We start from the raw sequence: 1,600 nt of genomic DNA, 5'->3' as shown, positions 1-1,600 counted from the left end.
CCTCGTCATTGGGCCAGGAACCTGACAGCTAGTTCCAGCAAAACCCGGCCAAATAGCGCCAGCGGTTACAGTCTGGACCACCCTCGTCAGCGATGTCCAGTATACGAACCTTTGCAAGTAGCCATGATGGTGGCGTATCACAGGCGTCCATTATGGCGTCTGACTACCTGTCTGTTAGGCTGGAAGTTCTCAGGATGTCGTTTACCTGATAGTGCTTAGATGGCTCCATAGTTCACTGAACGTTATCCTTTGCTGCATCGTTTCCTTGGTTGTCGGCAGACCTTTTTGATGACGATGAACCACTATTATCGTTCGGGGGCGGATCGCGATCCGTCCTGACATTCACGAAGACATCGGGGGCTTGATTGGCCGTCACACTGGCAGCGGACGTCTGTGAAGCCGGTGGCATAACGATCCTGTCGAGGAAACCAAAGAGGAAATCAACGGAGTAGCCAACCAGAAATGCCAAGGCGATAGGAGTGAGGGTCAAGGTCGTTAAGGGTTCATTTGGCAGGCCAGTAACCGCCGCCTCAGGACCGACATAGAGACCGACGATGACTCCCGACAACATGGCCAAGGTCATTCGAAGGAAGTTCTCTCCTGTATACTCACCAACCAAGGTTCCCGCTTGGACAGCCAGAGGGTAGCTGCGGAGTATGTAGGCAATCCCACCGAGAAGCCCGTAGAGCGCCGGAAGCACCAAACTGTTGAGCGTGTTCGCCAAGCCCTGCACTTTGCCAAAAGTTATGCGATGCGCCGCTTCGGGCTCCAAGCCATCAGTGACGCCCATGAGCCAACCTCCCTCGACGCGTAAGAGCTCGGCCGCAATCCTCTGCTCCACGCCATCTCTGTCCGCATCTGCTGTCTCGGAGGCGTCAAGGATGGCATAAGAAACGCCGACCTTTTGCGCGACATCAGTCAGGCGCACCGACCAAGTCTGAATGACGATCAGCACAACCAAGATCAGGCACGCAAAAAGCATATACCCCATACCGCTGGAGGCCTTTCGCCCATGTCGCATGTAACGCAGCGAAGCCAAGCTGGCTGGGTGAGCAGCCTTCACCAGCAAGGCATGACCCTGCACGAGGTCATGGATTAGTTTCGCATTCAGACCTTCTTCATTCTGGCCCGATCCCTCTTTAAGCGATTGCGCCTGCACCATCGCGCGCTGTGCGGCCTCTGCGTCAATCACCGCCTCGACGATCTTGTTGCCGACCGGCACCCCTCGATTGGCCAGCAAAGCCAAGAGTTCCTTTGAGTCGTCGACCAGTTCCTCAATTGTGGCTTTGCCTGCCTTGGGCTTACATGTCTTGGTACAGTGAACTTTGGGTGTGCCAAGCATCTCCCCCGGGGGACAGTTCAGCTTTTCTCTCAGGGCAGTTTTCAACCTTAACTGCTGCTTATGGAGCCAACCGAAAAACGCGACCATATGCACTCGCCTATAACGAGGAACATCGAGTGTTCTTGAACTACTGAGAGGCTGCTCACTGAAAAGGAAAGGAGCAGCCTCTCCGCGACCTATTCTGTTAGGCCGTCCACCACTTTTGCCAGAGCTGGCCGTCGGTGCCGCGCACGAACACATGCTCGTGGCCCTGGCCCA

Annotated in this window: 2 protein-coding genes; both read right to left on the bottom strand. The window is 55.4% G+C overall.

Annotated elements, in window-relative coordinates:
- Positions 1–232: 232 nt before the first annotated feature.
- Positions 233–1,429 carry a hypothetical protein gene (locus FHG66_RS21330; protein ID WP_139079155.1) on the bottom strand — a complete coding sequence of 399 codons (1,197 nt, stop codon included), beginning with the start codon at positions 1,427–1,429 and terminating at the stop codon, positions 233–235.
- A 97-nt stretch (positions 1,430–1,526) separates the two neighbouring features.
- The coding region (locus FHG66_RS23060) for a hypothetical protein (protein ID WP_218013951.1) at positions 1,527–1,600 on the bottom strand (74 nt) is incomplete at its 5' end.

Source organism: Rubellimicrobium rubrum, assembly GCF_006152115.1.
Classification (GTDB): Bacteria; Pseudomonadota; Alphaproteobacteria; order Rhodobacterales; family Rhodobacteraceae; genus Rubellimicrobium; species Rubellimicrobium rubrum.
This window is presented reverse-complemented; position numbering and strand designations above follow the sequence as displayed.